The following is a 23,697-nucleotide window of genomic DNA, read 5'->3' on the forward strand; positions in this document are numbered from 1 at the left end:
CGGGTCAACGCCCCGGTGCGCGATACCGTTGCCCCGCACTATGGCCGTGCGAAGGCAATGGGGCCACGCCAAGGCAATTCCGGGCCAAGACAATTGTGAGAGAGCGCAAAACGCCTTAACCGGACCTGCATGATCCTCGTCCTCGACAATTATGACAGCTTCACCTGGAACCTCGTTCATTACCTGATGGAGCTCGGCGCCGAAGTGCAGGTGGTCCGCAACGACGCGCTCAGCGCGCGCGACGCGATCGCCAGCAATGCCCAGGCCTTCCTGATCTCTCCCGGCCCCTGCACGCCCAACCAGGCGGGGATCAGCCTCGATCTCGTCGCCGCCTGCGCCGATCTGAAGAAGCCGTTGCTCGGCGTCTGCCTCGGCCATCAGGCGATCGGCCAGCATTTCGGCGGCCAGGTCGTCCGCGGCGGGCTGATGCACGGCAAGACCTGTCCGGTCGAGCATGACGGCACCGGCCTGTTCGAAGGACTGCCCTCCCCCTTCACCGCGACGCGCTATCATTCGCTGATCGTCACCGACATTCCCGACGATCTGATCGTCAATGCCACCGCCGACGACGCCTCGGTGATGGGTTTCCGCCACCGCGACCTGCCGATCCACGGCGTCCAGTTCCACCCCGAGAGCATCGCCACCGAACACGGCCACGCGATGCTGGCCAACTTCATGCGGCTGGCCGGGATTGAGGCTAAGGCGCTCGCCTGAAGGCGGCTGCTATTGACGAAAAGCGACCGTAGCGCCCGCGCCTCGGTCGGCAGCTTCGCCCCCACTCACCCGGTCACTTCACGATCGTGGTGAGCGGCTTTCCCTTCTCCAGAACATAGGTCGCCAGCTCGGCGGCGTTGTCCGTTCCGATATTCCGCGCCGCATGCACGGTCTCCGCCGGAACGAACAGAACGTCGCCGGCCTTGAGCGCGACCGCCTTGCCGGCGACCTCATATTCCAGCGATCCTTCGAGCACGTAGATGATCTCTTCGCCCGGGTGCGTGTGGCGCGGGAAGGAGGAGGCCGGCGCGAAGTTCACGCGCGCCTGAAGCACCTCCCGGCCCGGGACGGCGAGATCGTGTCGCTGAAGGTCGGTGCGCGTCGTGCCTGCGGGGCGAGCCTGCTGCGGGAGCGGCGACGCGCTCCCGAGAGCAAACATGGCGATTCCCAGAAGCGTGACGGGCAGCGCTTGCACGGCCTTCACCCTCCATCCCGAAGCGAGCGGAAGCCGGATCGGATCTCCTGGGTAAAGAGCTCCGGCTGCTCCCATGCCGCGAAATGGCCGCCCCTGGGCAAGCGGTTATAGTGCACGAGGTTGGGGAACGCCTTTTCGGCCCAGCTCTGCGGCACCTGGTAGAGCTCGTCGGGGAAGGCGCTGACGGCAACGGGTATGGTCACGCCCTGCGGCGCGAAGAAGGGGAGCTTGTTCTCCCAGTACAGGCGCGCTGACGAAACGCCCGTGCGCGTGAGCCAGTAGAGCGTGATGTTATCGAGAATGTCATCGCGCGTCAGGCCCTCTTCCTGTTCGTCGAAAACGCGCGCGATAAGCTCGTAACTGCGCGCATCGTGATCGAGGATCCATGCGGCCAGCCCGACCGGCGAGTCCTCGATCGCATAAAGCGTCTGGGGCCGATTGGTCATCTCCTGCGCGTAGGCGAGGCCCTTCTTGAAGAAGAAGTCGAGCTGCTCATATGCCTGCTGCTCGTCGGCCGAGAGTCCCGCCGGCGGCGGACCTCCCGCATGGAGGGACTGGAAGATCTCGCCGGGCACCGCGGATGGCATGTTCAGATGGATGCCGAGCAGCTGCGTCGGGAACAGCACCGCCAATTGTTCGGTCACCGGATCACCCCAGTCGCCGCCCGAGGCCACGAACTTCGAATATCCCAGGCGGCCCATCAGCTCTGTCCATGCGCGGGCGATCCTGACCGGATCCCAGCCGAGCTCGGTCGGCTTGCCCGAAAATCCGTAGCCGGGCATCGACGGAATGACCACGTCGAACGCGTCCGCGGCGGTGCCGCCATAAGCAGCCGGGTTCGCCAGCGGCGCGACGACCTTCAGCTCTTCCACAATCGATCCGGGCCAGCCATGCGTGAGGATCAGGGGAAGCGCGCCGACCTCTCCGGATTTGACGTGGATGAAGTGGATGTCGACGCCGTCGATATTCGTCACGAACATCGGCAGCGCATTCAACCGCGCCTCGAACGCGCGCCAATCGTAGCGATTCGCCCAATAATCGGCGAGCTTGCGCATCGTCGCGAGCTGCACGCCCTGCGTTCCGTCTGCCACCAGCTCCATGCTCGGCCAGCGCATCGCGTTAATCCGCTGTCTGAGGTCGGCCAGCTCTTCGTCGGAGGCATGAAATGCAAACGGCCGGATCGATGTGTCCTCGGCGGGAGCGACGATCACCATTTCCGTCGGACCGTCGCTCCCGTCGAACATCGGCTTGGTCTCGACAGGAATGGCGGACGAGCTCGAGGTCGCGAGATCGGGCCGCGAGGTAACAATATCCCCTGATTGCGTCATGATCGTCTCCTCGTCCGAGAAGCGGGCGTCATGCGTTCTGGCTTCGGACGGCAAGAGATGCCGACCGTCAGGATCGGCGCTGCTGTCTCGTGAGGGTCGAAAGGCGAGCCGCACCCGGTTCGCCGAAAATTTCGACTCGGTCGCGAAGGCGCAAGAAATGTACGATCCGAAGCGACGAGTGTCAGCAATATTAAAGGGCGGTTTCGCATTCGGTTAGTGGATTTCCGATTGACCCGTCTTTGGCGAACCGGCCCGTGGTGGCGGCTTTCCGGCAGTCTCACTCGAGAGTCGCCTCCCAAATCCGCTGGCAAAATAGAATTTGTTCTGCTTGTGTTCGCAAATGCCTGAACAGCCGAGTCCCCTTCCTTTGTCACCCCGCGCGTCGGTGTCGCGTGACTGTCGCTTCGCCGGCGCGAACCTGGCGCTTCCGCCGAAAAACCCGCTTTCGAGTCAAGCGAGTCAAGCAGCACGGTCCATTTACCTGCGAGCATCCTCGCAATCCTGCGCAGCCCAGCTTGCCCGCGCGCCAGCAGGATTTGCTCGACTCGCAGCCGCTCCGCCGGGATAGAGGCGGCGTGACGACCTTCACCAGCCTTCCCGACCCCGTGTCGCCGCTGTCGCGAGAAACCGCCGCGCTGGCGTTCGCCGACATTCTCGACGGGAACGTGCCCGAGCAGGCGATCGAAGCCTTCCTGATCGCGCTCAGCATTCGCGGCGAGACCAGCATCGAAATCGCCGAGGCCGCGCGGGCGATGCGCGACCGGCTGATCCCGATCACCGCTCCCGAAGGCGCGATCGACGTCTGCGGTACTGGCGGCGACGGCCATCACACGCTCAACGTGTCGACTGCGGTGAGTCTCGTCGTCGCAGCCTGCGGCGTGCCCGTCGCCAAGCACGGCAATCGCGCCGCTTCGTCCAAGGCGGGCGCCGCCGATACGCTCGAGGCACTGGGCCTCAATCTCGATCGTGCCGCCGCGCGGGCCGAGGAGAGCCTGCACGAGCTCGGCATCGCCTTCCTCTTCGCCCAGCATCACCACCCTGCGCTGGCGCGGATCGGCCCCCTGCGCCGCCGGATCGGCCGCCGTACGATCTTCAACCTGATGGGCCCGCTCGCCAATCCGGCGCACGTCACCCGCCAGCTGATCGGGATCGCCCGCCCCGATTACGCGCCGATCTATGCCGAGGCGCTCACTCAGCTGGGTTCAGAGGCGGCCGCGGTCGTCTCGGGCGAGGAGAGCCTCGACGAGCTTTCCACGGCGGGTGCGAGCATCGCCGTCAATGTCGGCTGCGCGACTCTGCCCACGCGGATCACGCCCGAGGATGCGGGACTTCCCCGCCATCCGCTCGCGGCGATCCGCGGCGGCGATCCCGAATATAATGCGCTCGCGCTCCGGCGGCTGCTGCTCGGCGAGTCCGGCGCCTATCGCGACGCCGTGCTGCTCAACGCCGCCGCCGCATTGATGGTCGCCGGCCACGCCGACAATCTCGTCGACGGCGTCGAGGAAGCCGCCGAGGCGATCGATGGCGGGCTCGCCAACGCACTGCTCGATTGCTGGATCGCCTTCGCATGAGCACGATCCTCGACAAGATCCTCGAAACCAAGCGTGCCGAGGTTGCCGCCCGCCGCACTGCGCCGGTGTCGCGCGCCGATCCCTCGCCCCCGCGCGGCTTCAAGGCCGCGCTCGACGCCAAGATCGCCGCCGGGGGCTATGGCCTGATCGCCGAGATCAAGAAGGCGAGCCCTTCCAAGGGCCTGATCCGTCCCGATTTCGATCCCCCGGCGCATGCCCGTGCCTATCAGGCAGGCGGCGCCGCCTGCCTCTCGGTGCTCACCGACCAGGAATATTTCCAGGGCCATGAGGACTATCTGATCGCCGCCCGTGCCGCCTGCGATCTGCCGGTGATCCGCAAGGATTTCATGGTCGATCCCTGGCAAGTCGCCGAATCCCGCGGCATCGGCGCCGACGCGATCCTGATCATCGTCGCCGCGCTCGACGACGGCGCGATGGCCGAGATCGAGGCCGCGGCGATCGAGCTCGGCATGGACGTGCTGGTCGAAGTCCACGATGCCGACGAGCTCGAGCGCGCGCTCCGCCTCAGATCGCGGCTGATCGGCGTCAACAATCGTAACCTTAAGACCTTCGAAGTCGATCTTCAGAAAACCTACGAACTTGTTCGCCATGCCCCGAAGGATTGCACCTTCGTCGCGGAGAGCGGCCTCACCGGCCGTGCCGATCTCGATGCGATGGCCGAACACGACATCCGCTGCTTCCTGATCGGCGAATCGCTGATGCGCCAACCGGATGTCGAAGCCGCGACCCGGGCGCTGGTGGGATGAGCGGGCAGCGCATCCTTTTCCCTCTCCCCTTGTGGGAGAGGGAGGGAGCCGACGAAGTCGGCGGAAGGGTGAGGGTGAGTGAGACCCCTGTCCCCCTCACCCTTCCCACTCGCTTCGCGAGCGGGCCCCTTCCCTCTCCCACAAGGGGAGAGGGAGTTGAGTGACCTCACCCATCTCGACGAAACCGGCGCCGCGCGCATGGTCGACGTCGCCGGCAAGCCGGTCACCGCGCGCGAAGCCGTCGCCACCGGCCGGATCACCATGTCCGCGGAAGCCGCCGCCGCGATCCGCGCGGGCAGTATGAAGAAAGGCGATGTCCTCGCCACCGCCCGGATCGCCGGGATCATGGCCGCCAAGAAGACCGCCGAGCTGATCCCGCTCTGCCACCCGCTTCCGCTCACGCGTGTCGCGGTCGATCTCGCCCCCGACGCAACCGGCGTCACCGTCACCGCCACCGCCGCGACCGAGGGCAAGACCGGCGTCGAGATGGAGGCGCTCACGGCCGCCAGCGTCGCATTGCTCACGCTCTACGACATGGCCAAGGCACTCGATAAGGCGATGGTGATCGGCGACATCCGCCTGCTCTCGAAGACCGGAGGCAAATCGGGCGACTGGACCGCATGAGCCGCCGGAACGCCCCCGCGCCGCCGTCGTTATCCTGTCACGAAAGTGTCATGGAGGACTTGAGGGTTGCGCGAAGTTTCGGTGCTGAAAGGGCTCGGTTACCTCACCTCCACGTTGAGCGTCCTCCTGCTCGGCATCGTCTCCTTGAAGGCGGCTGAGGAGAGTCCATTGCTGCTCGCCTGCCTGTTGCTGGGAATGACGACGTCGGTCGCCGGCATGTGCCTGCGCTGGCGCTCGCACCGCCTCGAGCAGCACGAAAAGGATCGCGAACGGGAATCGCCCGCCGCGCTTCCGGCAAGCCCTCTGCGTCCTTTCCCCGACCGCAATTAGGGATTCTACAACCGCGTCTCTTAACCCCCCTTTCAGCCCGTTTAGGCAAAGTCGCCCCACGGACCGGGGTGGAAAAAACAGAAATGATTCAGGCACTCAGGTCCGCGACTGTCTTTTCGCTTTCCGCCGATCCGCCCCGCGCCGTGCTCAACCAGCCGGACGCGCAGGCCGCCTTCGACGCGGCATTCCTCGTCAGTGATTGCGAACGCTACCCCTGCTCGCTCGAGCGGCTCTCGTCCGCCGGTGCCACCCTCCAGCTCGGTGCCCAGCTCGTGCAGGACGAGCCGATGCACCTCGAAATGGCGAGCGGGCAATCGGTTACCGGCAAGGTCGACTGGTCCGCCGATGGCGAAGCCGGTTTTGTCTTCGACGAGCCCATCGACATCATCAGCACGCTCGCACGCACTCTCGCCAGCCTCCCGGCCGAACGCCGGGCCATGCCGCGCGTCGAGATCCGCCAGCTCGTCTCGATCCGCAGCGGCGGCAAGGTCGAGCACGCCCGCACCCGCAACATCTCGCAGGGTGGCGTCGGTATCGACACCGGCCTCGAGCTCGCCGTCGGCGATCCGGTGCAGCTCACTTTCGATGCGCTTCGTCCGCTCGACGGCACCGTTCGCTGGGCGCAGGACGGCCAGGCCGGCATCGCCTTCGATGAGGGGCTCGGCTGGCAGACGCTGATGCCGTGGTTCCGCCACATCCAGCGCGCGCAGCCGGGTGGCGAACGTACGCCGCTCAACCTCGAGAGCGAAGGGATGATCCCCGACAAGCACGCGATCCGGCTCGACGCGCCGGCAAGCATCCGCGAGGGCGTACGCTGGTGGAACGCACGCGTCCGCGGCATCACCGCGCATCTCGTCGAGCTCGAGACCCGCGCCGCCTTCGCGACCGGCGCGCAGCTCTGGGTCTCGCTCCCCGAAATCGGCGGCGGCCCGGCAAACGTGATCGAGATCGCGCACAACCGCATCCTCTGCGAGTTCCGTCTGCCGCTGCGTCCGCGCGATCTGACTCTCGTCACCGGCGGCAAGCCCTCGAGCTGAAGCCGCAGGCGAGCAGAGGCGATGCTGCTTTCGACCCAGTAGCGGTCCCAAACCGCAAGATCGGTCGAGCGCTTCACTGTCCGGAGCGACTAGCTGGTGTCGCCACGGAGGACGGGACGATGAAGGCGCTTCGAAACTATCATGCCCGAATGCAGCGGGCGCTGGACTATATAGACCAGCATCTGGACGGTGATCTCGACCTGGAAACGGTGAGCCGCGTTGCGGCCTTCTCCAAATTCCATTTCCACCGGCAGTTCACGGCGACCTTCGAGTTGTCCGTGCATCGCTATGTCCAGCTTGCCCGCATGAAGCGCGCTTCGAACCAGCTGGCTTCCAGGGACGCTGCGAGCGTCACGGAGATCGCGATGGATGCCGGCTATGATTCGCCGGATGCCTTCGCCCGCGCCTTCCGGCGAAGGTTCGGGCAATCGCCTTCGTCGTTCCGGAAATCGCCCGATTGGGCGCCGTGGCTTGCGGCCTTCGGGCCTCTGGAAATTGCGAGGAGCAAGCTCATGCAGACGACCTATACCCAAGAAAACGTGACGATCCGCGAAGTGCTTCCGACGCCGGTGGCGATCCTGGAGCATCGCGGCGACCGGGCGATGCTCGGCGATACCATCGAGCAGTTCATCCGCTGGCGAAAGGCGGCCGGCCTGTCCCCCGAGACGAGCCCGACCTTCAACATCTTCCGCTCCGAGCGGACTCCCCAGAATCCGGCCGATTACAGCATGGACCTGTGCGTCGGGACGGACCGGCCGATCGATGCGAACGACGAGGTGATGAAGGCCGGTGTGATCCCCGGCGGGCGCTGCGCGGTGCTGCGGGTCGACGGCGCTTCCCACAATCTGGAACCCGCAGCGCTCTATTTGTATCGGGACTGGCTTCCGGCCAGCGGCGAGGAAGCGCGTGATTTTCCGATCTATTGCCAGCGATACCTCACCTTCCCGCCCGGGCAGGCGGCGCACGAAGTGGTAGCGGAACTGTTTCTGCCGCTGAAATAGCGCGCTCGGATGGCGGCCTGTCCCTTCTGATCGCAAGAAGTGGCAGGCCGCCATCCACCGGTCCGGCATCGCCTCCGCGCCAGCACCAAAGCTCGGGCTTGCGCGGTGATGGCTTCCCGGCACATGGCTATGTCGATGCCCGCACTTCTTTCCATTGCCGAAGCCCGGACGCGTCTGTTCGCGCTGGCCTCGCCCGTAGCGATCGAGCGCGTGCCCCTCGCGGCGGCCGCCGGCCGCTGGGCGGCAAGCGACGTCCACGCGCTGCGTACCCAGCCAAGCGCCGATCTCTCGGCGATGGACGGTTACGCCATCCGCTTCGCCGATCTCCCGGGCCCCTGGCACGTGATCGGCGAGAGCGCCGCCGGCTGCGCCTTTGCCGGCGCCGTCGAGCCCGGCCAGGCCGTGCGCATCTTCACCGGCGCGTCGCTTCCATCCGGCGCCGACACCGTAATGGTGCAGGAAGAGGCTGCGCGCGACGGCGCGGCACTGATCCTCACCGGCGAAGGCCCCGGCACGCAGGCGCGCAACGTCCGCCGCCGCGGGCTCGATTTCACCGAGGGCGATCTCCTCCTTCGCAGCGGCGACCGTCTCACGCCGGCCCGCCTCGCCCTTACCGGCACCGCGGGGCACGGCGCGCTCGACGTTCGCCGGAAAATCCGTGTCGCGATCGCCGCGACCGGTGACGAGCTCGTGCCCCCCGGCACTCCGGTCGGCGAGGCACAGCTTCCCGAGACCAATCGGCTGATGCTCGCGGCCCAGCTCGCCGATCTCCCCGTCGAGCTGATCGATCTCGGCATCCTCCCCGATCGCCAGCAGGTTCTCGAAGCCGCCTTTCGAAGCCTCGACGCGGATCTGCTGGTCACCAGCGGCGGCGCGTCGGTGGGCGATCACGATCTCGTCCGGCCCGCGCTCGAGGCCGCCGGCGCGACGATCGATTTCTGGAAGATCGCGCTTCGCCCGGGCAAGCCGATGATGGCCGGCAGGCTCGGTGGCGCAATGGTCCTCGGCCTGCCCGGCAATCCGGTTTCGGCCTTCGTCACGGCCATGCTGTTCGTTCGCCCGCTCATCGCTTTCCTGTCGGGAGCCCGCGATCCCCTGCCCGTCACTCGCGCCGCGATCCTCGGCGAACCGCTCGCCGCGAACGGCGAACGCACCGATTATCTCCGCGCCGAGATGAGCGACGGCCGGGCGCGCGCATCGACGATCCAGGACAGCTCGATGCTCGGCACCCTCGCCCGCGCCGGCTGCCTGATCGTCCGCGAACCCCATGCGCCCGCGGCCGAGGCGGGCGACTCGGTGGAAATCCTCGACATCGCTTGACAAGCTTGCGGAACATTGCGTAAACGTTCCCAGTCTGTTCTGGACAGGAGGATTGCATGCTCACGCGCAAGCAGCACGAGCTCATCTGCTTCATTGCCGATCGTTTGGCCGAGACCGGCGTTTCGCCGTCGTTCGAGGAAATGAAGGAGGCGCTCGATCTCAAGTCCAAGTCGGGCGTGCATCGCCTGATCAGCGCGCTCGAGGAGCGCGAGTTCATCCGCAGGCTGCCCAATCGCGCCCGCGCGCTCGAAGTATTGCGCATGCCCGAACGCGGCGGCGACACCAAGAAGCCCGTCGCGGCCAAAGTTGACAAATCGAGCTCGACTCCCGCAACTTTGCCGAGGCCGGCCAACGACGTGGTCGAGATCCCGCTCCACGGCCGCATCGCCGCGGGTACCCCGATCGAGGCGCTCGAAGGCGCGACGATGCTTCCCGTCCCCGCCGCGTTGCTCGGCTCGGGCGAGCATTATGCGCTTGAGGTTGCGGGTGATTCGATGGTCGAGGCCGGCATTCTCGACGGCGATTATGCGCTGATCCGCCGTACCGAAGTCGCGCGCGACGGCGAGATCGTGGTCGCCTTGATCGACGATGCCGAGGCGACGCTCAAATATTTCCGCAAGGAAGGCGCGATGATCCGCCTCGATCCAGCCAATCGCGATTACAGCGCCCAGCGTTACCGCCCGGATCAGGTGCGCGTGCAGGGCCGGCTGGCGGGGCTGCTGCGGCGCTATTGATCCGCGGGCGGCCTTCGGTTTCATCCGCGGGCGATCACAATAGGGCGGGCACGAATTTACTGCTACGGTAACGAACCGGTGAGCCGGAGCGATACTGTCCATGCCGAACCCGAGCGAAGCGGCCATCTTGCCTGTGATCGACGGCATCTATGCCGCCGCGTGCGACTTCGCCGCTTGGCCAGCCTTGCTGGAACGGCTTGCCGACCTGCTCGGCGCGCGTGACGCAGCTTTCGGCACGATGAGCCCGACGGGAATTGCCTGGCTGGAGGCGCCGCGCACCGACCCGGCCTTTCTCGGTCGCTACGCGGACTATCATGCCGAAGATCTGGTCTGGCACGCCATTGCCGCGTCCGGGGTGGGCAGCGTGGTAACCGACGAAATGGTCGGCGATGCAGCGGATCTCCGCATCGGCGCCTATTACAATGAGTGGTCGCTGCCGCAGGGATATCGCACCAAGCTGGGCGGGCTGGTGCTGGACGAGGAGGGCTGGCAGACGATGATCGTGCTGCCCGGGAACGATCGCTATACGGCAGCGCAGGTCCAGCTGCTGAAGCTCCTTTCACCGCATCTTCGCCGTGCGATGCAGATCCATATGCGCCTGACCGAGAGCCGGCTCGATGACGAAGTCTCGACGCGCGTCCTCGACCGGCTGGCAAGCGGAGCCCTGCTGGTGGACGGAAACCGGCGGCTGCTGTTCGCCAATCGCGCGGCCGAGGCACTGTTCCAGCCAGGCGGCGGCCTCGCGTTGTCGGGCGGACAATTGACGGCGACCGGCCGCACCGAGCAGGCGGCGCTTGACGCAGCGATCGCGCGGTGCGCCCGCCAGGCGCCTGCCGATAGCGGCGCCGATCTCGATTTGCGTTGCGAAGGTGCGCCCCGACAGCTCCGCGTGATCCCGCTGCGGCGATCGGTGCCGCTGGTTTCACCGGGTGTACCGGTGGCGTTGCTGATCGAGGCGGCCGACCGATCGGACGAGGCGGTCACGACCCGGCTGCGCCTGCACTACGGCCTTACGCCCGCCGAAGCCGCCTTTGCAGTCGAGATCGCCAAGGGAGACGGCAAACGCGCGGCGGCGGCACGGCGCGGCATCTCTTATACTACGGCACGAACCCATCTTTCGCGCGTCTTCGACAAGACGGGGGTCAGGCGGCAAGGCGAGCTGGTCCGCCTCATTCTCGGCCGCGACCCATCCGATTCCTGACCAGGGCTCGATCCCCCACATCGGACGATCGTCCGATGCGAGACGCCTTGCCTAACGATAAGCCGGATCGGCAAAGCCGCAGGAGCATGACTGGATGAGCGTATCCGTTGTCGAGGGGACAGTGACCGAAGCGGTCAAGACCCGGACCAAGCCCTTCACCCGATATCGCGTGCTCACCATCGCTCGCCGCGACGGAGGCGTGGAACAGATCAAGGGGCCCGTGGCGGCAAGCGCGATCAGTGAACGCCTGGTTCCGGGCGCCGAAGGCCGCTTCTATCTGTTCAAGGCGATCGACCATGGCGGCGTCCACGGTATCCGTCTTGGCGACGGCACCGAAATCTACGCCTATCCGGGCAACAACATCCGGCTCTTCGTCCTGGTGATCGTCATCGCAATCGCCTGGATCGCAGTCAGCGTGCTGAACGACAAGCTGCCATTGCTCGCCGTGGGGATGATCGTGTTGGGTGCCGTCGGCGTCATCCTCACCAGCAAGAGCAAGAGCGAGACCAGGCGGCAGTTCGAATCCGACCGATCCTGAACGGATCGGGTTCCGGGTTCGACGCGGCCCGGCATGTTCAGATCGCACGCTTGCAATGTAGGATTTCGTCTGCTTGCCTCAGCAAGCCGGAACCCCGGCCGCTCTTTGACCTGATCGACCCTGCAGCTTCGAAAACCCACGCAAGAAAGTTGCGAGACTGAGCGAGTTTCCGCCAACTGAGTCAATTTAAGCCCCAGCCGCCTTCGCAGGGCCGGGGCTTAACGAGTCGCTCGCCCGCCGCCTTCCGGACGGGCCGCAAATGGCGGCTGCACCGTCAGCGGGGTTAGCCAGGGATGCGATCCCCCGCCACGAACCGCGCGTATTCTCGCGTCGGCGAAGGTGATCGCCACGCCGCCGGTCTTCGCCAGCGTATCGCGGTCGAGCCTTAGCCAGCGCGGTATGCAACCCGGCGGCAGCCGTCGGTCGCTCACCACGACGTCCGTCGCCTTGCACAAGGCGATCATCTCGGCCCACGGCACCATATAGCCGCTCCGCGTCGCGAGCACGCGCCAGCGCCGCGCCCCCGAACGCACCTCGACGAGGCAGAGATCGGGGCTGCACCGCGCGTCGGGCGCTTCGGAGAGCAAAGCGAGCTCCTCCTCCGCGCCGCTATTCTCGCCGAGCATCGAGCGCGTGTAATCTCCGGCACGATCGCGCAGCAGCGCCATCGCACCGTCCGCCGTCCGGATCGCGAGGTGCCGGCCGTCGCCTGTGACGAGCAGGTCCGGCGCCGGCGTCACCAGCGCCCAGCCCAGCCCGACCGCGAACGGGGCCAGCCCTCCCCAGCGCACCCGCGTCCGCCACAAGGCTACCCACAAGCCGCCCGCGACGATCAGCGCATAGGCTCCGCCCGGCATCGCCGGCAGCGCGGCAACCGCTCCGGGCGCCGAGGCAGTGATATGCGCCAGCCACAGCAACAGATCGAGCGCCCGCGCGGTGAGCCACCAGACGGGCGCGCCGATCCCCACCATGTCGAGCGCCAGCGCCAGCGCCTCGAGCGGCATGATGACGAAGGTGGTCAGCGGGATCGCGACGATATTGGCGAGCGCGCCATAGATGCCGGCTTTGTGGAAATGGAACAGCCCGATCGGCATCAGCGCGAGCTCGACGGCGATACCTGTGAGCAGCAGCGAGCCGAGCCCGCGCAGCAACCGCCGCCCTCTTCCTTCCTCGCGCCGCCGGAACCAGCCGCGCACCCGCGGGCTCTCGTGGAGCGCGACGATCGCAGTCACCGCCGCGAAGCTGAGCTGGAAGCTGGGGCCTGCGAGCGACTCCGGCCATAGCAGCAGCACGATGAAGGCGCCCGCCGCCACCAGCCGCAGCGTGATCGCCTCTCGCCCCAGGCTCAAGGCTAGCAGGACCAGCAACGCCGCCACGCACGACCGGATCGTCGGCACCTCGGCGCCGGTGAGCAGGGTATAGCCGACCGCTGCCAGTGCCCCCGCCCCTGCCGCGGCCAGCGGCAACCGCCAGCGCAGCGCGAGAGTCGGGCTGAGCGCCAGCAGCCGCAGCACCAGCAGCATCGCCGCCGCCGTCACCGCAGTGACGTGCAGCCCGCTCACCGAAAGCAGGTGCGCAAGCCCGGAGCGCCGTATCGCCTCCGAATCCTCTTCGGTGATCGCGCCCTGATCCCCGGTCGCCAGCGCACTCGCGATCCCGCCTCCGCTCCCCGCAATACGCGACTGGATATGGCCCGATAGCCGTGCGCGCAGATCGGCACCCGGCGCGACGCCGGGCATTACCACCTCGACCGGCGCAAACCCCTTCCCTGTAGCGCCCAGCCTGCTGAACCAGGCGACACGTGCGAAATCATAGGCTCCCGGCACCGCCGCGGCCGGCGGCGGCATCAGCCGCGCGCGCAATTTGATGACCGCACCCCGCGTGAGACCTGCCGGTGCGTCGGCCCTGGCGAGATTGACGCGCACCCTGGGCGGCAGGTCGGCATGCCCGATCGGCGACAGCGTCACCCTGACCATATCGCGCGCGGGCAGTTGCTCGACACGCTCGACGCGCCCCGCGAACACCGCCAGCGCAGGCCGCGCCAGCACCGGCGCCGCGACCCGCTCCGCCCGCCACCAGATCAGCGCACAGCCGGCCGCAAGCGCGAGTCCGGCGATCGCGAGCGCCCGAGGCGCCCTGCCCCCGCCCGGCAACACCATTGCCGCGAGGGCCAACGCGAGGCTGCCGAGGACGAAACCGATCCAGCGGGCCGCGTCGGGAAGCACGAACCAGGCAGTGATCCCCGCCCCCAGCATCACCGGCAGCCAGAGCACGAGCTGCTCGCGCTCGATCTCGAGCCAGCGCTCGATGCGGGCAGCGCCATGGCGAAGCGCCGCCCTCGCCCCCATTTGAAGGGCGGGCAACCCCGTGCTAGGGGCCTCGGCGGCTGAGCTGGCCATCGATTTTCATGTCTGGGAGCACGCGCGGTTGAGCGCAACATCTGATACCGGCAGCAAGCCTGTCGTCACCCGTTTCGCGCCGTCGCCCACCGGGTTCCTCCATATCGGCGGCGCCCGTACGGCGCTGTTCAACCTGCTGTTCGCCCGCCATCACGGCGGCAAGTTCCTGCTGCGCATCGAGGATACCGATCGCGCGCGCTCGACCGAGCCAGCGATCGCCGCGATCCTCGACGGAATGCGCTGGCTCGACCTCGATTGGGACGGCGAGGAGGTCTATCAATTCTCGCGGGCAGCCCGCCACGCCGAAGTCGCGCATGAAATGCTCGCGGGTGGCCACGCCTACAAATGCTTCGCCACCGCCGAGGAGCTGGAGGCGATGCGCGCCGTGCAGCGCGCCAACAAGCAGCCTTTGCGCTATGACGGCCGCTGGCGCGATCGCGACGCGAACGAGGCTCCCGAGGGCGCGCCCTTCGTGATCCGCCTCAAGGCGCCGCGCGAAGGCAGCGTCACGATCGACGACCGGGTCCAGGGTTCGGTCACCGTCAACAATAGCGAGCTCGACGACATGGTCCTGCTCCGCTCGGACGGCACGCCGACCTATATGCTCGCGGTGGTGGTCGACGATCACGACATGGGCGTCACCCACATCATCCGCGGCGACGACCATCTCAACAACGCCTTCCGCCAATTGCCGATCTATCGGGCGATGGGCTGGGAAGAACCGACCTACGCGCACATCCCGCTGATCCACGGTGCCGACGGCGCCAAGCTCTCGAAGCGCCACGGTGCGCTGGGCGTCGACGCCTATCGCGACGAGCTCGGCCTGCTTCCCGAGGCGGTGTCCAACTATCTTCTCCGTCTCGGCTGGGGTCATGGCGATGACGAGATCATCAGCCGCGATCAGGCGATCGAGTGGTTCGATCTCGCCGGAGTCGGCAAAAGCCCCTCGCGCTTCGACCTCAAGAAGCTCGAGAACCTCAACGGCCATTATATCCGCGCATCGGACGACGCCCGTCTCGCCGATCTGGTCGCGAAGCGGCTGCCGTTCGAAATCACCGAAGCGCAATCGACGCTCCTCACGGCGGCGATGCCTTCGCTCAAGCCGCGCGCCGCGAATCTAAATGAGATCGCCGAGGGTGCGATGTTCCTTTTCCGGACACGTCCGCTCGATCTCGACGAGGGCGCGGCTGCACTGCTGGAGGGCGAGGCTCCTGCGCTCCTCGCTGCAGTGCACACTTCGCTTGACGCGGCCGGAAGCTGGGATACGGAGGCGCTCGAAGCGGCGGTACGGACCGTCGCCGACGATGCGGGGGTCAAGCTCGGCGCCGTCGCGCAGCCTCTGCGCGCCGCACTCACCGGGCGACGAACCTCTCCGGGCATCTTCGACGTTCTGGCATTGCTGGGGCGGGAGGAAAGCCTGGCCCGCATCGCCGATCAAATGACCAAGCCCGCCTGATCCGGGCCAGACAAGGACGACGTGTATGAGCGATACCGCGAAGCTTCAGGTTCCGGGTAAAGACGTTGAATACCCGATCCTCACGGGCAGCGTCGGCCCGGACGTCGTCGACATCCGCAAGCTCTATGCCCAGACGGGCATGTTCACCTATGATCCCGGGTTCACGTCGACCGCCTCGTGCGAATCGGGCCTGACCTATATCGACGGCGATGAAGGCGTATTGCTCCATCGCGGCTATCCGATCGGCCAGCTCGCCGAGCATTCGAGCTTCATGGAAGTGGCCTATCTGCTGCTGAACGGCGAATTGCCGGGCAAGGACGAGCTCGCCGGCTTCAACAACACGATCACCCGCCACACGATGCTGCACGAGCAGCTCGCGACCTTCTATCGCGGCTTCCGTCGCGATGCGCACCCGATGGCGGTGATGTGCGGCGTCGCCGGCGCGCTGTCGGCTTTCTATCACGACTCGACCGACATCACCGATCCCAAGCAACGCATGATCGCGTCGCACCGGCTGATCGCCAAGATGCCGACGATCGCGGCGATGGCGTACAAGTACAGCGTCGGCCAGCCGTTCCTCTACCCGGACAACTCGTTGTCCTACACGGGCAATTTCCTGCGCATGACCTTCGGCGTCCCCGCCGAGGAATATGTCGTGAACCCGGTGGTCGAGAAGGCGCTCGACCGCATCTTCATCCTGCACGCCGATCACGAGCAGAACGCCTCGACCTCAACCGTGCGTCTCGCCGGTTCGTCGGGCGCCAATCCGTTCGCCTGCATCGCGGCGGGCATCGCCTGCCTGTGGGGCCCGGCGCATGGCGGCGCCAACGAGGCCGCACTCAACATGCTCCATGAGATCGGCCGCCCCGAACGCATTCCCGAGTTCATCGCGCGCGCCAAGGACAAGAACGATCCGTTCCGCCTGATGGGCTTCGGCCACCGCGTCTACAAGAATTACGATCCCCGCGCGACGGTGATGCAGAAGACGGTGCGCGAGGTGTTCAAGGAGCTGAACGTCTCCGATCCCGTGTTCGAGGTCGCGCTCCAGCTCGAGGAAATGGCACTCAAGGATTCGTACTTCATCGAGAAGAAGCTGTTCCCGAACGTCGATTTCTATTCGGGCGTGATCCTGTCGGCGATCGGATTCCCGACGACGATGTTCACGGCTTTGTTCGCGCTTGCCCGCACCGTCGGCTGGGTCGCGCAGTGGAACGAGATGATCTCGGACCCCGAGCAGAAGATCGGCCGTCCGCGCCAGCTCTACACCGGCCCCGTCCAGCGCGACTACGTCCCCGTCGACAAGCGCTGACCTTCAATTCCCCTCCCTCCCGGGGAGGGGAATTTGCTCGCTTATCCAGTCGCGAAACGCCGTCATCGCCAGAGTCGGCGTTCGTGATTTGAGCCAGGTCAGCCAATAGCGCCCCGTCGCCACTTCCAGCGCAAACGGCCGCACGAGCGCGCCGTCGTCGACGAGCCGCCCCAGCATCGAGGCCGGCGCCAGCGCCACCCCGGCACCCTGCATCGCCGCCTCGACCATCGCGAGCGACGAATCGAACACCGGCCCCTTGAGCGTGGGCGCGGCGATCTCCGCCGCCTCGAGCCAGCGCGCCCATTCATCGGCACGATACGAGCGCAACAGCGGCATTCCCAACAGGTCGCGCGGTTCGCCCAGCTCCCGCGCCATCGCCGGGGTGCATAAAGGCGTCAGCGGCGCCTGCATAAGCGGCACCGCCTCGGTTGCGTGCCACGCCCCGTCGCCAAAACGGATCGCGAAATCGAGCCCCTCGCCGGCCAGATCGACTCGGTTGTTGTTGGTGAACAGCCGCAAGTCGATCCGCGGATGCGCTGCGCGGAACGCGGGCAGGCGCGGCAGCAGCCAGCCGGTCGCGAAGGTCCCCACCGCCGCCACCGACAGCAACTGCGTGGCCTCGCCGCTGGCGATCCCCTCGACCAGTTCGGCCATGCGGTCGAAGCTCTCGGCGAGCACCGGCAGCAGCGCTGCGCCCTCATCGGTAAGCGCCAGCCCGCGCGGCAGCCGTCGAAACAATTGCACGCCCAGCCGCGTCTCCAGCGCCTTCACCTGATGGCTCACCGCGGCCTGCGTCACGCACAATTCGATCGCCGCACGCGTGAAGGAGAGGTGCCGCGCCGAGGCCTCGAACGCGCGCAGGGCATTGAGCGGCAAATGCGGGCGGACCATCGCATTCGCATAAGCTTTCCTAATGGCGGAAGCCAGTTCCGGGTGGAGAACCTCGAATCTGTACCGGAGACTACAAAGTGATTCAGCAAAGCGAAGCTTGGCGAATCCTATTCTGCCGTCACTGCGGGAGAATTGACAGGAGAGCATGATGAAGATTGTCAGGATCATCGCCGCCGCCGCGCTTGCGTTCACGGGCGTCGCCGGTGCCACCACAGCCGCCAGTGCGGCACCCGTTACCTTGGTCGCCGCCAGCGCCGCCGTGCAGGATTATGGCTATGGTTACGGCTATCGCGACGACCGACGCTATCGCGATGACCGCCGTTATCGCGGCGATCGTAATCGCTGGGATCGGGGCCGTGGTTATGACCGCGGACGCTATTATCGCGGGCACCGCTCGCATCGCGTCTGCTGGACCGAATGGCGGCGCTATCAGGGGCGTGTGACGGTCTGCCGCCGCCGCTGACCTCGAACGGGGCGTCTGCCGGACCGGCGGGCGCCCCGTTTACGTTCGCAAAGGAAGCCTGAATACGAAACGCGCGCCCATTCCCGGTGCGCTGTCGACGACAATGTCGCCGCCCATCGCTCGGGCGAGTCGCCGGGCGATATAGAGGCCGAGGCCAGATCCGCCCGGCTCGCTGTCGTCGACGCGGCCGAATTTCTCGAAGATCCGCGCGTGATCCTCCGACGCGATGCCCTTGCCCTGATCGGCGACGATCACGCAGCCCATATTGCCTTCACGCTCGAGGCGGATCCACACCATCGCGCCCGGCGGCGAATAGCGTACCGCGTTGCCGATCAGATTGACCATCACCTGCAATGCGCGGCGGAACTCGCCGGTCACCGGCAACGCATCGTCCATCGCCGGCTTGTCGATCCGCACTTCGGATTGCGCTGCGCGCACGGCGAGCAGCCCGGCCGCACGCCGAGCGACATCCGCAAGGTCGATCGGCTCGATCAGGATCGCGAAATCCTCGCGTTCGATCGCTTGTAAATCGACCAGATCCTCGACCAATCCCAACAGATGCCGCCCGGCATTGGCGATGTCACTGGCATATTCGGCATAATCGGGCTTGAGCGGTCCATCCAGCTGCGCACTGATGCTGTCGGCGTTGGCGATGATCTTGCCGAGCGGTCCGCGCAGCGCGCGATCGAGCCGCTGGCTGAACGAATCGGGAAAGCCCCCGAATGCCGCCGCCGGCGCCGGCAAAGGCGTATCGGGTCCCGGCTCGGGCGGGAGAGGCATCTCGAGCATGTGCGCCGCGCCGACGAATCCTGCGAAACGCCCGCCGGGGTCGCTACGCGGAGCGGCCGCGAGTCGCACCATCCGCCCGGTCCCGCGAATCTCCGCCTTCTGTCCGTCGAACTGCGCCTGCGCCGCCACGGCGTCGAGAATCGGCAAATTGCCGCTTTCGTCCTGCTCCAGATGAAACAGACGAGTCAGCGGCTGGCCGAGCATCTCGCTCGATTCGAAGCCATAACGCTCGCCCGCCTCGATCGAGAGGAAGGTGATGCGCAGCGATGCGTCAGTCTCCCACAGCCAGTCGGCAGCCGATCGGAAAAAGTCGCCGTCGCGTTCGAGCTCGCTGCCGATCGCACGCCAGGCCGGCCGCTGGCGCCATCCGCTCACTTCGAGCCGGACGCCGCCGTCCTCGGGCTCGGCGCGGACCCACAAGTCGAGATCGTCCTCGCCGTCCGCGGCGACGACATTGCGCGAGATCGCGATACCGAGCCGCTGCGAAAGCCGCGCGAGCGTGGCGATCTGCGGCACTGCGAGCGGCGCGCCCCGCTCGCCACCGGCACGCAGATTGAGTTCGGCCAGCCGCGCCTCGGCGTCGATCAGCCGTCCCTCGCGGTCGAGCCGTCCGTATGAGACGGGGATCGAGCGATCGATCGCGTTCATGCCGCGCCCCCGGTGCGGGCCAATGCCAGCAGCGCCGTGCGATAGTCCGGATCGAGCCGCAGCGGCGCGATCGCATTGCGCGCATCGTCGCTCGATATGGCAAGGATTGCGTCGAGCCGATCGGCAAAGCGCTCGACGTCGCGGCGCGGATCGGCCTCGCACAAGGCGAAGCCGATATGGGCGATCGCCTCGCGCCCCAGATCGAGCGCGCGGAGCGCCAACCAGAGTCGCTCGGCACCTGATTCGAGCACGATCTCGCGGGCGAGCGAATAGCTCACTCCCAATGCATGGGCGAGCAATGCGATGAACAGCACGATGCGGCGGTCGCCCAGAGCCTCGACCAGCATCCGCGGCAGTTCGTCGGGCTGGGCGTCGATCGCCGCGGCAAAGCGCATCGCCGCGCCCTCCAGCCGATCGCCTTCGTCATAAGCGGCGAGGCTGCGTTGCGCCGCGTCGGACAGTGCTCGGTCGAGCAGCGGCAGCGCGCCGTCGGCGGCTTCCCCCACACGCTCGCGCAACGCCGCTGCCACCCACCAGACCAGCCGACAGTGCAGCTCGGCAGGCAGGTCGGTCTGGGTCAAATGTTCCGCATCGGGGTCGCCGCGCCGCCGGCTTTCGGCGATCAGCACCGCCATCGCACCGCTGGCGAGCGCGCGATCGGGGTGCTGGACGAATCGATTGACCAGGCTGGGACGCTCGGGATTGTCCGGTGCGTTGAGCGGCAGTGCCGCTGCGATCGCGTCCTGGCGCACCCGTGCGATCAGTTCGGTCATCAGCGCTGGATCGCGCAACAGACCGGAATCGAACAGACGATTGCAGACGCTCGCCTCGGTCCGCAGAATCGCCGTGGAGAGCCGCGCCTCGCCGCGCTCGCTAAGCAACCGCGCGCCATTCTCGCGAATCTCGGCCTCCACGGTCTCCACCAACGCGCGCAGCAGCAGCGACAGCGACGCCCGCGTGCGCTCGTCGAGCCGTGCCTCGTCGGGCAGGAAGAAGTCGTCGATCGCCACTGCCAACCCATCATGGGCGCGCGTCTCCGCAGCCGCCGCGCGCGCGAGCAGCTCGGGAGCGCCGCTGGTGGCGCCGTGGGTTATGTCGACGGAGTTATCCGACATCGACCTCTGACTAGCGGAATGTGATTAAAGCGAAGCTAAGCTTTTTCGCGCGTGCCCTCAACCGCCGCCGCCAGCGTCATGAAAGCATAAAGCGCCGCCGCGCCGAGCCCGAACTGGATCAGCCCGGCCAACGCGAACGGCGTCAGCGACAGCAAGTGCGCCGACGGGCTTGCCCACCAGCGCCGGTGCCGCGAAGGTGCGCGCTCGATCAAGAACTGTGTCGCGAGCGCCACTGCCGCCAGCACCAGCGGCGTGGTCGTATCGAGCCGCACGCGCTCCATCCAGCCGCAGCCGAGCGCGACACCGCCGAACAGGGCCAGCAGCGTCCATTCGATCGCCCTCGCCCGCCGTTCTTCCCCGCGCAGCGCCGCCATCGCGCCGCTCGTCGCAAAGGTGGCCGCCGAGAGCAGCGAGACGATCAGTCCCGTGCCTTCCCAATCATACGCGATCGCCGTGAAGCTCAGCAAAGCGAGCACGCCCGCCACGCCGATCAGCGCCCAACCGGGTACGTTGCGCGAGACCAGTTCGGGCAGCACCATCCGCGCGATGCGCGTGAACACCCAGCGATCGGCCCAGTCGGTCCGCCGCTCGGTCAATGCCGCCATGATCCCGGTATTGCGCGCGGCAAGGCCCTCGGCGCTATGCTCGACGGCATGACCGCTGCGCAGCCAGCTCGCGGTCAGCGGCACGTGATCGGCGCCCGATTGCGCCGCGACGCGCAGCAACGCCGACTGGAAGTCGTAATCGTCGGGCATCTGCGCGATCTGCCTGAGCTGTCCGATCGAGATCCGCGCCACTCCCGCCCAGCAATCGCGCATGTCGAGCCGCTCGATCGCGGCGGGCGAATCGGCATCATCGGTGACGAGCAATGCCTCGGGACCCTCATGGCCCATCCGATCCATCACCGGATCGGTAGTGACCAGCCCGTCGGCCATCACCAGCACCCGCGCCTCTTCGCCGATCTTTTCGGCGGCTTCCTCGGCCGACCGGACGATCTCGACGAAGAGATCGCGCCGGCTCGCGCGGCTCACTGCGGAGAGCAAGGCCGGGGTCATCTTGCCGACCGCCACCAGAACATGCTGCGCGCCCGCGCCCGAGAGCAGCCGCACCTGATATTCGAGCAAAGTCATGCCGCCGAAAGGCAGCGTCGCAACGAGCGTCCCCGGCCGGTCGCTCGCCTCCTCGATCGCAAAAATCAGCCCCGCCAGCATGGTGCGGTCGTTAAGCCCTCGTCCTGCCTTACGCAATCAATACAGCAGGAACGGCCGCCGCGCTTCGGCCCAGGCCGCCTCGTCGGGCAGCGTGATCGCGTCGAGATCGCCCGCCGCGGCGCCGGCATCGTCGACCCATTCGCGCAAGGCGGGGCCGCCGTTGATCACGTCGATCGCCAGCTTGTCGAAGACATATTCGTACGGGAAATCGCGCCACAGGTCGTAGTCCGGATAAAGCGCCCGGATCGCCTTGAATCCCAGCGCCTGCACACGCCAGGGCTGGAATCGTGCATGGTCATAGGCCGGCCCCTCGGCATGGATGAACACGCCGGAGCACAATTGGCCTACATGCTTGTGAAAAGTGGGCTGGAACCAGATGTCGCGGAGCGTGCATCCCGCCAGCCAATCCGGCGCAAGTCGACGCATTTCAGCGACAATCGCGCGCGATTCCACGTCGGGAGCGCCGAACAGCTCCAACGGCCGCGTCGTCCCCCGCCCCTCGGACAAATTGGTGCCCTCGAGCATCACCGTGCCGGCATAGGCCCGCGCCATGTTCACGTTGGCGGCATTGGGACTCGGATTGATCCACGGCCTCTCCGGCGGCCAGCCGAACCCCGGCTCCACCTCAGGCTGCCACCCCTCCATCCCGATCACGGTATAGTCCACATCGAGACCGAATTGCCGGATGAACCACGCCCCCATCTCGCCCAGCGTCATCCCGTGCCGCATCGGCATCGGTCCCGCGCCCACAAAGCTTTCCCAGCCGGGCAGCAGGGTCAGCCCCTCGATCGGCCGCCCCGCGGGATTGGGCCTATCGAGCACCCACACTTCCTTGCCGTGCTGCGCCGCGGCCTCGAGCACGTAGAGCAACGTCGTCACGAACGTGTAGATTCGACAGCCGACATCCTGCAGATCGATCAGGATGACGTCGAACGTCCCCATCGACTGGCCCGTCGGCCGCCGCACTTCGCCGTAGAGGCTGAACACGGGCACACCGTAGGTCGGATCGGTATAATCCGGCGATTCCATCATATTGTCCTGGAGATCCCCGCGCACGCCATGCTGCGGCCCGAACACCGCCGAGACGTTGAGTCCCGTCGCCACCAGTGCGTCGAGCGAATGCGTCAGGTCCGCGGTGACCGAAGCCGGATGCGCGAGCAATGCGACGCGCTTGCCTTCAAGGGGTTTGCGGAGTTCAGGGTCGGCGAGCAGCCGATCGATGCCGAATTTCATGCGCGCATCGCTGCCGGGACTTCGAAGGCGAAGCAAGCCTCATGGTGGAAATCGGGCTTTCCCGGCGGATGGGCGAGCGACCAGAAGGAACGCTTGCCGCCCGCTTCCTCGATCACTGCGGTGACGCCGACGCACCAGTCGCCGTCGGGCAGGCCGGACAGGTCCACCGCTGCGCGCATCTCGCCGCCCCACCATTCGATCGCCGGAGTGATCAACGGCATATCGGTCATGAATGCGCGATATGCCTTGAAGCGATACGCTGCCCATTCTCCCGAGGGGGAGAAATTGAACTCGTAATAGCCGTCGCCTTCTTCTGGCCGAATGAACAGCTCGAAGCAGGTGTGCTTCCAGAGTTCCTCGGTGCGGCGCGCCTGGGCCGGCTCGGGTGTGATCAGATCGTCGGTCCCATCCACGCGATATTCGATCAGCCATCGTCCGTCGCCGCCGCACGCGAGCATCACGTCGATGCCGCGCACCGAAACCGGTTCGAAATCGGGATGCGGCACCAGCGTCCCATTGCCCAATCCTCTCCCCAAGGCACTT

Annotated in this window: 24 protein-coding genes; 14 read left to right on the top strand and 10 right to left on the bottom strand. The window is 66.7% G+C overall.

Annotation, left to right across the window (positions count from 1 at the left end; all coding sequences use genetic code 11):
- The first annotated feature begins 129 nt into the window (after nucleotides 1–129).
- Nucleotides 130–714, top strand: a complete 585-nt coding sequence (locus ASE13_RS08475; protein WP_056613472.1) for an anthranilate synthase component II — start codon at nucleotides 130–132, stop codon at nucleotides 712–714.
- Between the two features lie 73 nt (nucleotides 715–787).
- Here ASE13_RS08475 and ASE13_RS08480 read toward each other — a convergent pair whose 3' ends face one another.
- On the bottom strand, nucleotides 788–1,153 hold the full coding sequence (locus ASE13_RS08480) for a cupin domain-containing protein (RefSeq protein ID WP_056614972.1): 366 nt from the start codon (nucleotides 1,151–1,153) through the stop codon (nucleotides 788–790).
- 41 nt (nucleotides 1,154–1,194) lie between these two features.
- Nucleotides 1,195–2,517 carry an epoxide hydrolase family protein gene (locus ASE13_RS08485; protein ID WP_082596642.1) on the bottom strand — a complete coding sequence of 441 codons (1,323 nt, stop codon included), beginning with the start codon at nucleotides 2,515–2,517 and terminating at the stop codon, nucleotides 1,195–1,197.
- Nucleotides 2,518–3,092: 575 nt separating this feature from the next.
- Here ASE13_RS08485 and trpD point away from each other — a divergent pair.
- From trpD to ASE13_RS08510, 5 genes are all read left to right on the top strand, one after another.
- Nucleotides 3,093–4,088: an anthranilate phosphoribosyltransferase gene (trpD, locus tag ASE13_RS08490; RefSeq protein ID WP_056614975.1), complete on the top strand. Its 996-nt coding sequence runs from the start codon at nucleotides 3,093–3,095 to the stop codon at nucleotides 4,086–4,088.
- Complete coding sequence (trpC, locus tag ASE13_RS08495) at nucleotides 4,085–4,855, top strand: indole-3-glycerol phosphate synthase TrpC (protein WP_056613477.1); 771 nt, start codon at nucleotides 4,085–4,087, stop codon at nucleotides 4,853–4,855. The genes trpD and trpC overlap by 4 nt, the downstream gene beginning before the upstream one ends.
- A 156-nt stretch (nucleotides 4,856–5,011) precedes the next feature.
- Complete coding sequence (gene moaC, locus ASE13_RS08500; RefSeq protein ID WP_056613479.1) at nucleotides 5,012–5,479, top strand: cyclic pyranopterin monophosphate synthase MoaC; 468 nt, start codon at nucleotides 5,012–5,014, stop codon at nucleotides 5,477–5,479.
- A 66-nt stretch (nucleotides 5,480–5,545) separates the two neighbouring features.
- Complete coding sequence (locus tag ASE13_RS08505) at nucleotides 5,546–5,809, top strand: hypothetical protein (protein ID WP_056613481.1); 264 nt, start codon at nucleotides 5,546–5,548, stop codon at nucleotides 5,807–5,809.
- 83 nt (nucleotides 5,810–5,892) lie between these two features.
- The gene (locus ASE13_RS08510) at nucleotides 5,893–6,846 is read left to right on the top strand and encodes a PilZ domain-containing protein (RefSeq protein ID WP_056613483.1); all 954 of its coding nucleotides are present in this window, start codon (nucleotides 5,893–5,895) and stop codon (nucleotides 6,844–6,846) included.
- 89 nt (nucleotides 6,847–6,935) lie between these two features.
- Here the strand turns inward: ASE13_RS08510 and ASE13_RS20245 are convergent, their stop codons facing one another.
- A complete protein-coding gene (locus tag ASE13_RS20245) occupies nucleotides 6,936–7,130 on the bottom strand; it encodes a hypothetical protein (protein WP_235536942.1) in 195 nt (64 codons plus the stop codon).
- On the opposite strand from ASE13_RS20245, the gene ASE13_RS08515 reads away from it, so the two are divergent.
- The 5 genes from ASE13_RS08515 (at nucleotide 7,056) to ASE13_RS08535 (ending at nucleotide 11,640) form a co-directional block, all read left to right on the top strand.
- Nucleotides 7,056–7,847, top strand: coding sequence for an AraC family transcriptional regulator (locus tag ASE13_RS08515; RefSeq protein WP_235536940.1), 792 nt, complete (start codon nucleotides 7,056–7,058; stop codon nucleotides 7,845–7,847). The genes ASE13_RS20245 and ASE13_RS08515 overlap by 75 nt on opposite strands.
- 135 nt (nucleotides 7,848–7,982) lie before the next feature.
- Nucleotides 7,983–9,167: a gephyrin-like molybdotransferase Glp gene (glp, locus tag ASE13_RS08520; protein ID WP_235536893.1), complete on the top strand. Its 1,185-nt coding sequence runs from the start codon at nucleotides 7,983–7,985 to the stop codon at nucleotides 9,165–9,167.
- 56 nt (nucleotides 9,168–9,223) lie between these two features.
- Nucleotides 9,224–9,901 (top strand): transcriptional repressor LexA, encoded by a 678-nt coding sequence (gene lexA, locus ASE13_RS08525; protein ID WP_056613488.1) that lies wholly within the window; start codon nucleotides 9,224–9,226, stop codon nucleotides 9,899–9,901.
- Between the two features lie 133 nt (nucleotides 9,902–10,034).
- Nucleotides 10,035–11,102, top strand: coding sequence for a helix-turn-helix transcriptional regulator (locus tag ASE13_RS08530; protein ID WP_156404790.1), 1,068 nt, complete (start codon nucleotides 10,035–10,037; stop codon nucleotides 11,100–11,102).
- A 94-nt stretch (nucleotides 11,103–11,196) separates the two neighbouring features.
- The gene (locus tag ASE13_RS08535; protein ID WP_056613492.1) at nucleotides 11,197–11,640 is read left to right on the top strand and encodes a hypothetical protein; all 444 of its coding nucleotides are present in this window, start codon (nucleotides 11,197–11,199) and stop codon (nucleotides 11,638–11,640) included.
- Between the two features lie 218 nt (nucleotides 11,641–11,858).
- Here the strand turns inward: ASE13_RS08535 and ASE13_RS08540 are convergent, their stop codons facing one another.
- A complete protein-coding gene (locus tag ASE13_RS08540) occupies nucleotides 11,859–13,988 on the bottom strand; it encodes a ComEC/Rec2 family competence protein (RefSeq protein ID WP_056613493.1) in 2,130 nt (709 codons plus the stop codon).
- A gap of 79 nt (nucleotides 13,989–14,067) precedes the next feature.
- Between ASE13_RS08540 and gltX the strand changes: the two genes are divergently transcribed.
- Nucleotides 14,068–15,495, top strand: coding sequence for a glutamate--tRNA ligase (gene gltX, locus ASE13_RS08545; protein WP_056613495.1), 1,428 nt, complete (start codon nucleotides 14,068–14,070; stop codon nucleotides 15,493–15,495).
- 25 nt (nucleotides 15,496–15,520) lie between these two features.
- Nucleotides 15,521–16,804, top strand: a complete 1,284-nt coding sequence (locus ASE13_RS08550; protein WP_056613498.1) for a citrate synthase — start codon at nucleotides 15,521–15,523, stop codon at nucleotides 16,802–16,804.
- Nucleotides 16,805–16,807: 3 nt separating this feature from the next.
- Here the strand turns inward: ASE13_RS08550 and ASE13_RS08555 are convergent, their stop codons facing one another.
- Nucleotides 16,808–17,695: a LysR family transcriptional regulator gene (locus tag ASE13_RS08555; RefSeq protein WP_056613500.1), complete on the bottom strand. Its 888-nt coding sequence runs from the start codon at nucleotides 17,693–17,695 to the stop codon at nucleotides 16,808–16,810.
- Nucleotides 17,696–17,843: 148 nt separating this feature from the next.
- On the opposite strand from ASE13_RS08555, the gene ASE13_RS08560 reads away from it, so the two are divergent.
- Nucleotides 17,844–18,158: a hypothetical protein gene (locus ASE13_RS08560; RefSeq protein ID WP_082596646.1), complete on the top strand. Its 315-nt coding sequence runs from the start codon at nucleotides 17,844–17,846 to the stop codon at nucleotides 18,156–18,158.
- 39 nt (nucleotides 18,159–18,197) lie between these two features.
- Here ASE13_RS08560 and ASE13_RS08565 read toward each other — a convergent pair whose 3' ends face one another.
- The 5 genes from ASE13_RS08565 to ASE13_RS08585 are packed head-to-tail and all read right to left on the bottom strand — an operon-like array spanning nucleotide 18,198 to nucleotide 23,690.
- Nucleotides 18,198–19,595 carry an ATP-binding protein gene (locus tag ASE13_RS08565; protein WP_056613502.1) on the bottom strand — a complete coding sequence of 466 codons (1,398 nt, stop codon included), beginning with the start codon at nucleotides 19,593–19,595 and terminating at the stop codon, nucleotides 18,198–18,200.
- Nucleotides 19,592–20,710 carry a DUF2336 domain-containing protein gene (locus tag ASE13_RS08570; RefSeq protein ID WP_056613504.1) on the bottom strand — a complete coding sequence of 373 codons (1,119 nt, stop codon included), beginning with the start codon at nucleotides 20,708–20,710 and terminating at the stop codon, nucleotides 19,592–19,594. Before ASE13_RS08570 ends, ASE13_RS08565 begins: the two co-directional genes overlap by 4 nt.
- A 35-nt stretch (nucleotides 20,711–20,745) precedes the next feature.
- Nucleotides 20,746–21,921: a hypothetical protein gene (locus ASE13_RS08575; protein WP_056613506.1), complete on the bottom strand. Its 1,176-nt coding sequence runs from the start codon at nucleotides 21,919–21,921 to the stop codon at nucleotides 20,746–20,748.
- A gap of 36 nt (nucleotides 21,922–21,957) precedes the next feature.
- Nucleotides 21,958–23,154 carry an exo-beta-N-acetylmuramidase NamZ domain-containing protein gene (locus ASE13_RS08580; RefSeq protein ID WP_056613508.1) on the bottom strand — a complete coding sequence of 399 codons (1,197 nt, stop codon included), beginning with the start codon at nucleotides 23,152–23,154 and terminating at the stop codon, nucleotides 21,958–21,960.
- Complete coding sequence (locus ASE13_RS08585; protein WP_156404791.1) at nucleotides 23,151–23,690, bottom strand: DOMON-like domain-containing protein; 540 nt, start codon at nucleotides 23,688–23,690, stop codon at nucleotides 23,151–23,153. The genes ASE13_RS08580 and ASE13_RS08585 overlap by 4 nt, the downstream gene beginning before the upstream one ends.
- Nucleotides 23,691–23,697: the final 7 nt, after the last annotated feature.

Origin of the sequence: Sphingomonas sp. Root241 (assembly GCF_001428865.1) — a bacterium.
Taxonomy (GTDB): Bacteria; Pseudomonadota; Alphaproteobacteria; order Sphingomonadales; family Sphingomonadaceae; genus Sphingomonas.